Genomic DNA, 7,667 nt, shown 5'->3' on the forward strand with positions numbered 1-7,667 from the left:
ACATTTGCTCAAACACTCACTGGAGAGGTTCTTAATTGCAATAACAAACATTGAACTGCTAGGTACTGAGCAAGTGCTTCGATGTTGGGGTACTTCCAAAAAAGAGTAGGCTCAAGTTCACAGCCAGTCCACCGTGCTAATTCACCCGTCATACTAACTGCCACCGCCGAACTTAAACCGTATGTAGCAAAAGGCTCCTGAATATCTATCTCGTCTGGGGAAACGAGCAGGGACAGGGCGAGATGAGAAACCAGCCAGGTTGCGATCGCTTCTTCTGTAAAAGCTGGTTTGAACGATTTCCCATTGGCTGGCGACTCATTTGAAGAATGCACTTTCCCCCACAGGACTTCTACTTGTTGTTGGATCTGTGGTAAGTTTATTTGTTGAAGACTCGCTGTCCAATCTCCGACGACATCTAAACTTCCATTCAAAAAACCAACCCGACAAGCATGGCGCTGAATTTTACCACTAGATGTTTTTGGGATACTGGCTGTCTTCAGTAGCACAACAGCATAAACTTCTAGCTGGTGCTGCTCTGACACTGCTTGACGAACGGCTCTCACCACCTCCATTACATCTAGTTGACGTAAGTAACTCCGCTCTACCTCTTGCACAATGACTAGCTGTTCAACACCGTTTACCTCCACAGAAAATGCAGCCCCGCAATTCGGTCGCAGTGCTGAATGACTTTTTTGGACTGTTAATTCAATATCCTGGGGATAATGATTTTGCCCCCTGATAATAATCACGTCTTTCATTCGACCTGTAACGAACAACTCGCCATCAAGCAAAAATCCTAAATCTCCCGTGCGTAAAAACGGCCCAACTCCTGTATCTACCAAATATGCCTGAAAGGTTTGCTCGGTCGCTTCATCTCGCATCCAGTAACCTTGCGCAACCGTGACACCTGACACCCAAATTTCTCCCACTTCTCCAGGAGAGCAGGTTGTCAATGATTCTGGATGCACAATAACAATTCTCGTATCAATTTCGGTATATCCACATCCCATTAGAGTTAGCGACCCTGGCTCTTGTTCTTGAGCCTCTACCACGCGATTTTTTCTCAGTTCCTCCGATTGAACTGTATAAAAAGTCGGTAAGTCTTTGGCTCTGGTAGCAGTTACCTTGAGAGTAGCCTCAGCCAAACCATAACCGGGGCAGAAACTCCTCAGGTTAAAACCACACGGTTTGAACAGTTCGGCAAACCGTTTGAGAACATCTGCTCTAACTGTCTCAGCACCATTAAGAGCCATACGCCAACTGCTTAAATCTAAATTGGCGAGTTGTTCTGAGGTGACCTTATCTACGCATAGTTGATAGGCAAAATTAGGAGCACCGCTATGAGTTGCTTTGTAGCGTGAAATCGCCTCAAGCCATCGCATTGGTCGTTGTAGAAAGGATGTGGGAGCCATCATGTAACATGGAATTCCTTTGTATAGAGGTTGAATGACTCCATATATGAGTCCCATATCATGAAAAGTAGGAAGCCATGTGACTATGACGCTTTCTGATGAGTGATCCCATCCTCTGTCAAGATCTGCTGAATTGGAAAGTAAATTTCCATGACTCACCATTACACCCTTTGGTGTTCCCGTAGAACCCGAGGTGTACTGTAGAAATGCCAAGGTGTCACTACTTATTTTTAAAGGCTGCCAATCTTGTGCAAAATTGTCGGTAAGATTTTCGGTGGCTATGTAATGCAACGCTGCTAGTTCTGGTTCTTGTTTTAAGCTGTGTTCAATATTGGTAAGAACAGATGTTGTTGTGAGGGCGAAACTAGCTTGAGCATCTTTCACAATCGCTTGCAACCTTGTCATATTCTGGTTATGGCGCGGTGGATACACGGGAACAGCAGTAACACCTGCGTACAAACATCCGAAAAAAGCAGCAATGAATTCGAGTCCTGGCGGGTATAAAAGCAGCGCTCTCTCTCCAGTAGCTTTCATACTCTGTAACTTTGCAGCAAGCGATCGCGCTTTTCGATCTAATGCTTGATAAGTTAAGTTAACTTCTTCTGTTTCTCCATTTAACAAAAAGGTATATGCTACTTGACTTTGTTGCTGTAGCGCTCTTTTTTGTAACAGGTCAATTAAAGTAGCTTCACCAAAACTTTGCATTGAGTATAAATTATTATTCATGTTTTTACAGTATTTTAATTTAATAAGTTTTAGTATAAATTTTATCATGCTTCAAAATATGTTATTTATACAATACCTTCGCCAATTTACGAGGTTCAACGCCCGTAGAAACAGGGTGAATACAACCATTAGAGGTAAGCTTGGCAACAAACTGGACTAATAAAATTGGCTCAGGTTCTTTTGGAAGCATTTTTAATATTTCACGAACATATTGAAAACCAAGGGTAGTAAGCCTTAAGAGTAAAAATGCCAGAGTCGGGATTATTTTAGCGAAACTTAACTAGATGATGATGAAATAAGGTGACCATAAAAAATGAGAGATTAGCAGCATTAGTCCCCGTAGTTTTAGTAATTCATCCAGTACATAAACTATTGTCTATAGTTATTGACATATCAATTTTAACCTCTATAGTCAGCGATCGCTACGCCGTTTACCGCTAGTACTACCCCTGTTACTGACTGGTTGCTTGAAACATTAACCAATGTTACAGCATAACAATATGATTATTAATAGATTTTAGAAAACATCCTACTTTTTCCACTTTTCCTACTTTCTCCTAAATAATTTATGATGCCTAGATTTTTAAGTATGAATCTTCATTTCATTCAGGCGATTCGCGCTCGCCTCCCAATCACCCCAAGCCAGAATCGTACCAAAGTGACGCCCGCCATGTTCTCCCATCGGTAACACCTCAGAGGGTCGTTCGTGCAAAGTAATTTGCCTTTCAAAGAGGAATATATCGAGCCACTTTTCACGGATACAACCAACTTTATTTCTGGAGATGTCTTCTTTCCAAAGATGATATAACACTCACTCAAGGTACACATATGATTCAAGGAATTAGCCATATCACCTTCATCGTGAGAGATTTGGAGAAGATGACAAAATTCCTTGTATTTATATTTGATGCAGAAGAAGTTTATTCTAGTAGTGGGCAAACTTTCTCCATCTCAAAAGAGAAATTCTTCCTAATAAACAGTTTATGGGTGGCAATCATGGAAGGGGAACCTTTACCAAAGAAAACCTATAACCATCAAGCTAATTCTAAGATAGTTTCTACTGTGCCAATCTAGTACAGCGCATTTTTCACTACAACAACTTCATTGAACCAACACTGATTTATTTCTGTACCGCTTACTATTGAATAATTTTATTTATCATAGATTGTTAGGACTTACGCATTGACAGAAACCGTTAGATATGAATAAGCATTTTTAGCGCCTCAACATTTGATTTGTTAACGAATGAGAACCAACATCAACCACCGTAGGGGCGCAAGGCATTGCGCCCCTACAAGTCTGAAACGACCATTATCCGTTAATGCATACGTTCGTCAATTTGTATAGTGCTAAGTCCTAGATTGTCATTAAATGTAATACTTCTTAATAGAGCAATTGTTTCCCTATCTTGCATTTGTCGCTTATTCATGTGAATATTATCTCAACAATTTAAATACGGTAATTTGTTGAGTTTACCGTAATATAAATTTTAATATTAAAGGTAAAAGCACAGTATATGTTGACAAAGCTCTTATCAGTTAGATATTTGGGAATTTTCAGTGGCTTATTGCAGAGACTATCTAGAGTTCGTAGATTTACTTTATTCTTGACACTGGGGCTGAGCCTGAGTCTTGCTGTCTCTGCTTTTTCTCCCACCAACACAAGTAACGCTGCGTTGACACTAGTACAGAATCGAGCAAGTCAAGAAGTTGTGGTTCGCATTGGCTATCAAAAAGCAGCAACTATTCTCAATGCCATGAAGGCAAAAAAAGATTTGGAGAAAGCTTTGGTTGCTAATGCTAAAGTGACATGGACAGAATTTCCAGCAGGTCCGCCGATGTTAGAGGCTATGAATGCAGGAAGTATTGATTTTGGATACACTGGTGAATCACCGCCTATATTTGCCCAAGCCGCAGGGACTCCCTTGGTTTACGTTGCTTACGATCCTTGGAGTCCGAAAGCAGAAGCGATCGTTGTGCCGAAAAATTCACCGATTAAAACTGTAGCGGATCTTAAAGGGAAAAGAGTGGCTTTTGCAAAAGGCTCAAATACTAACTACCTAGTAGTAAAAGCATTAGAAAAAGCAGGATTAAAGTATAGCGATATTAAGCCAGCTTTTCTCACACCTCCCGATGCTCGCGCAGCTTTTGAAGGTAACAATGTGGAAGCATGGGCTATTTGGGACCCCTATTTGGCTGCTGCTGTGGCTGCGACAGGCGCACGAACTCTAACTGATGGAACGGGACTCGTATCGAATCGTGGTTATTATCTTGCAGCTAAATCTTTTGTTCAGAAGCATCCTAATGCGTTAAAAACAGTTCTCACTCAAGTCAAGAAAATAAGTGACTGGGCGCAAAAGAATTCTACAGAAGTCGCGAAATTTCTCTCGCCAGAATTGGGAATTGATGCTGCTGTATTGGAGGTAGCAGAAAAGCGGCGCAAATATGGGGTGCTACCGTTAACAAAAGAAGTTATCGCCGGACAACAGCAAGTAGCTGATGCTTTCTACAAAATCAAGCTATTGCCAAAACCAGTTGTCGTCAAGGACATTGTTTGGCAGGGTAGTTAAAAATGACAAGGGGAACGGATATGAGTGTCAATACTCAGTGGATGAAAACGGATGTACTTGTCATTGGTGGCGGTACGGCGGGGACAATGGCGGGGATTAAGGCAAAACAAGCAAATCCAGATGCAGAGGTGCTGATTCTGGAAAAGGCAAATATTCGTCGTAGTGGCGCGATCGCTATGGGAATGGATGGAGTGAATACCGCAGTCATTCCCGGACACTCCACCCCAGAACAATACACGCGCGAAGTCACCATTGCCAACGATGGAATTCTCCACCAAAAAGCTGTCTACCAAACGGCAAAGCTAGGCTACGAAACAATTCAAGAATTAGAAAGTTGGGGCGTTAAGTTCCAAAAAGACCCACAAGGAAACTACGATGTTAAGCAAGTACATCGGGTAGGCAAGTATGTACTACCTATGCCAGAAGGTAAAGATTTAAAGCCCATTCTGACTCGCCAAGTTAAACGCCATAAAGTGCGTGTTACCAACCGCGTCATGGCGACACGAGTTTTAGTGCGAGAAGGAAGGGCGATCGGTGCAGTTGGGTTTGATGTCCGGGGTGGTGATTTTGTTGTCATCCAAGCAAAGGCAGTTATCCTCTGCACGGGTGCTTGCGGACGGCTGGGATTACCTGCGTCTGGCTACCTCTACGGTACTTACGAAAACCCCACTAATGCAGGGGATGGTTACTCAATGGCTTACCATGCAGGAGCAGAACTAACTAATATAGAATGTTTTCAAATCAACCCCTTGATTAAAGACTACAATGGTCCTGCCTGTGCTTATGTTGCCGGACCTTTTGGCGCATACACCGCCAATGCTGAAGGACACCGCTTCATAAATTGTGATTATTGGAGCGGGCAAATGATGCTAGAGATTTGGAAGGAACTGAACTCTGGCAAAGGACCAATCCAGTTGAAGATGACTCATTTAGATGAAGACACAATTTCTGAAATAGAGTCAATTCTGTGGTCAAATGAACGACCAAGCCGGGAACGCTTTCACGAAGGTAGAGGTGAAGACTATCGCACTCATGGTGTAGAGATGAATATCTCCGAGATTGGGTTGTGTAGTGGACATAGTGCTTCCGGCGTTTGGGTAAACGAAAAGGCTCAAACAACTGTACCAGGATTATATGCAGCAGGAGATATGGCAAGTGTTCCCCATAATTACATGATTGGGGCGTTTGTTTATGGTCGCTTGGCAGGCACTCATGCTATGGAGTATATCCAAGATTTGGACTACTTGGAACCCGATCGCGATCTTTTAGAAGCGGAAAGATTTCGCGTTTATGCACCTTTGAACCAACCCAATGGTATTCCTCACACTCAGGTAGAGTATAAGCTGCGACGACTAGTGAATGATTACCTGCAACCGCCGAAATCGGGTAACAAAATGGAGATTGGTTTAAGACACTTTGTTCGCTATCATGATACATTGGCTCAAATGGGAGCGCGTGACCCTCACGAACTTATGCGCTGTACGGAGGTACATTTTATTAGAGACTGTGCAGAAATGGCAGCACGAGCATCCTTGTATCGCCGAGAAAGTCGCTGGGGTCTTTACCATTATCGTTTGGATTTTCCAGATAAGAATAATGAAGAATGGTTTTGTCATGTGAATTTGAAAAAAGATGATTCAGGCGAAATGGTGCTGTTTAAGCGTTCTGTTGAGCCTTATGTTGTAGAGGTGGATTTAGGAAAAGATGTTTATGATGTGGCGGTTAAGTAAGTCAGCACAATTAAAGTTAACTAGTGAGGAGCGTCATTTGTCATTAGTCATTTGTCATTGGTAAGGATTTCCGGCATATTTATATTTTGTCATGTAGTTCTGTTTATTTCCGCCTAGCTATTTGTAGAATAATATACCGATGCCTATTTACAATTCAATTGGTAAACAATACGCAAAAACTCGCGTCCCTGACTCTCGTATTGTTAAGGCAATAATCAATTTACTTAACTTACCACAAGGTAGCACGATCGCTGATATTGGTGCTGGTACTGGTGGTTACACTCAAGCACTAGCTAACCAAGGATTTTCTATTTATGCTGTAGAACCTTCTTCAGTCATGCGATCGCAAGCAGAAAAACATCCACAAATTGAATGGTTTAGTGGATATGCAGAAGCTCTCCCTTTACCAGATAAATCCGTTGATGGAGTAATAAGTCTTCTCACAATTCATCACTTTTCTAACCTTGAACAAGCTTTTAAAGAAATGCATCGGATTCTTAAATTCGGAGCAATAGTTGTGTTAACTTTTGATATTAGATTGGCTCAGAAAATATGGCTTTATGATTACTTTCCTTTTCTTTGGGAAGATGCAGCACGCTTATTACCACTCAACGAACTTACAAAGTTGATTCAGGAAAATACTAATAGATGTGTTGAAGCTATACCTTTTTTGTTACCATACGATCTATCTGATTTATTTGCAGCAGCAGCTTGGAGGCGTCCTGAGTTGTATCTACAACCTCACGTGCGTGCAGGAATCTCTTCTTTTGCTTTGGCTAATCCCAGTTTGATTGAATCTGGAGTAAAGTCTCTTGCAGCCGATTTAACTAGTGGTGAATGGGATGCAAAATATGGAGAATTTCGCTCCTTGACAGAGATTGATGTAGGTTATCGTTTTTTGCGTGCAACTTTATAAGTTAATAGGAGTCATAAGCAATACCTTTGCCAAAATAAGAGCCACTCAAAATTTTGAATTGGTATTAGCCCTCATCATTCCGTCTTACGAGGTTCTTATGTCAGAAGAAGCCAAATTAATTGCTATCAACGCATCTGATGCACCGACAAGAACTAAGCCCTCAAACTATCCTGAACCGTTTGCATTGCGTATGGTAGGCAGGGAGAAACACCCACTTGGTGACCTGTTTGGGATCGCGAACTTTGGTGTAAACCTAACACGCCTTGCTCCCCAGGCAATTTCAGCCCTTCGTCACGCTCACAGCAAGCAAGACG

The 7,667-nt window shown here is 42.0% G+C and carries 8 protein-coding genes and 1 pseudogene; 6 read left to right on the forward strand and 3 right to left on the reverse strand.

What is annotated here, in order from left to right:
• Positions 1-8: 8 nt before the first annotated feature.
• A complete protein-coding gene (locus ACKTT2_RS21685) occupies positions 9-2,138 on the reverse strand; it encodes an AMP-binding protein (RefSeq protein WP_407890510.1) in 2,130 nt (709 codons plus the stop codon).
• Positions 2,139-2,199: 61 nt separating this feature from the next.
• Positions 2,200-2,485, reverse strand: a pseudogene (locus ACKTT2_RS21690) (IS4 family transposase); the annotation flags it as partial.
• Here ACKTT2_RS21690 and ACKTT2_RS21695 point away from each other — a divergent pair.
• On the forward strand, positions 2,439-2,579 hold the full coding sequence (locus ACKTT2_RS21695) for a hypothetical protein (protein WP_407890511.1): 141 nt from the start codon (positions 2,439-2,441) through the stop codon (positions 2,577-2,579). The pseudogene ACKTT2_RS21690 and the gene ACKTT2_RS21695 sit on opposite strands and share 47 nt — an antisense overlap.
• A gap of 142 nt (positions 2,580-2,721) precedes the next feature.
• On the opposite strand, the gene ACKTT2_RS21700 is transcribed toward ACKTT2_RS21695, so the two are convergent.
• On the reverse strand, positions 2,722-2,949 hold the full coding sequence (locus tag ACKTT2_RS21700; protein ID WP_407890512.1) for a hypothetical protein: 228 nt from the start codon (positions 2,947-2,949) through the stop codon (positions 2,722-2,724).
• 17 nt (positions 2,950-2,966) lie between these two features.
• Here ACKTT2_RS21700 and ACKTT2_RS21705 point away from each other — a divergent pair, with 17 nt between their 5' ends.
• From ACKTT2_RS21705 to ACKTT2_RS21725, 5 genes are all read left to right on the forward strand, one after another.
• A complete protein-coding gene (locus ACKTT2_RS21705) occupies positions 2,967-3,212 on the forward strand; it encodes a VOC family protein (protein WP_407890513.1) in 246 nt (81 codons plus the stop codon).
• Between the two features lie 442 nt (positions 3,213-3,654).
• Positions 3,655-4,707, forward strand: coding sequence for a sulfonate ABC transporter substrate-binding protein (locus ACKTT2_RS21710; protein ID WP_407890514.1), 1,053 nt, complete (start codon positions 3,655-3,657; stop codon positions 4,705-4,707).
• A 20-nt stretch (positions 4,708-4,727) separates the two neighbouring features.
• Complete coding sequence (locus ACKTT2_RS21715) at positions 4,728-6,437, forward strand: fumarate reductase/succinate dehydrogenase flavoprotein subunit (protein WP_407890515.1); 1,710 nt, start codon at positions 4,728-4,730, stop codon at positions 6,435-6,437.
• A gap of 139 nt (positions 6,438-6,576) precedes the next feature.
• Positions 6,577-7,353, forward strand: coding sequence for a class I SAM-dependent methyltransferase (locus ACKTT2_RS21720; RefSeq protein ID WP_407890516.1), 777 nt, complete (start codon positions 6,577-6,579; stop codon positions 7,351-7,353).
• A partial coding sequence (locus ACKTT2_RS21725; protein ID WP_500691392.1) for a cupin domain-containing protein occupies positions 7,340-7,667 on the forward strand: 328 nt, incomplete at its 3' end. The genes ACKTT2_RS21720 and ACKTT2_RS21725, both read left to right, overlap by 14 nt.

The organism is Scytonema hankhaensis NUACC26 (genome assembly GCF_045865695.1).
In the GTDB taxonomy this organism is placed as follows: Bacteria; Cyanobacteriota; Cyanobacteriia; order Cyanobacteriales; family Nostocaceae; genus Scytonema.

Excerpts from the sequence above, each read along its gene's own strand:
- ACKTT2_RS21685 (WP_407890510.1), bottom strand. The coding sequence starts at position 2,138 with ATGAATAATAATTTATACTCAATGCAAAGTTTTGGTGAAGCTACTTTA.
- ACKTT2_RS21705 (WP_407890513.1), top strand. The coding sequence starts at position 2,967 with ATGATTCAAGGAATTAGCCATATCACCTTCATCGTGAGAGATTTGGAG.
- ACKTT2_RS21710 (WP_407890514.1), top strand. The coding sequence starts at position 3,655 with ATGTTGACAAAGCTCTTATCAGTTAGATATTTGGGAATTTTCAGTGGC.
- ACKTT2_RS21715 (WP_407890515.1), top strand. The coding sequence starts at position 4,728 with ATGAGTGTCAATACTCAGTGGATGAAAACGGATGTACTTGTCATTGGT.
- ACKTT2_RS21720 (WP_407890516.1), top strand. The coding sequence starts at position 6,577 with ATGCCTATTTACAATTCAATTGGTAAACAATACGCAAAAACTCGCGTC.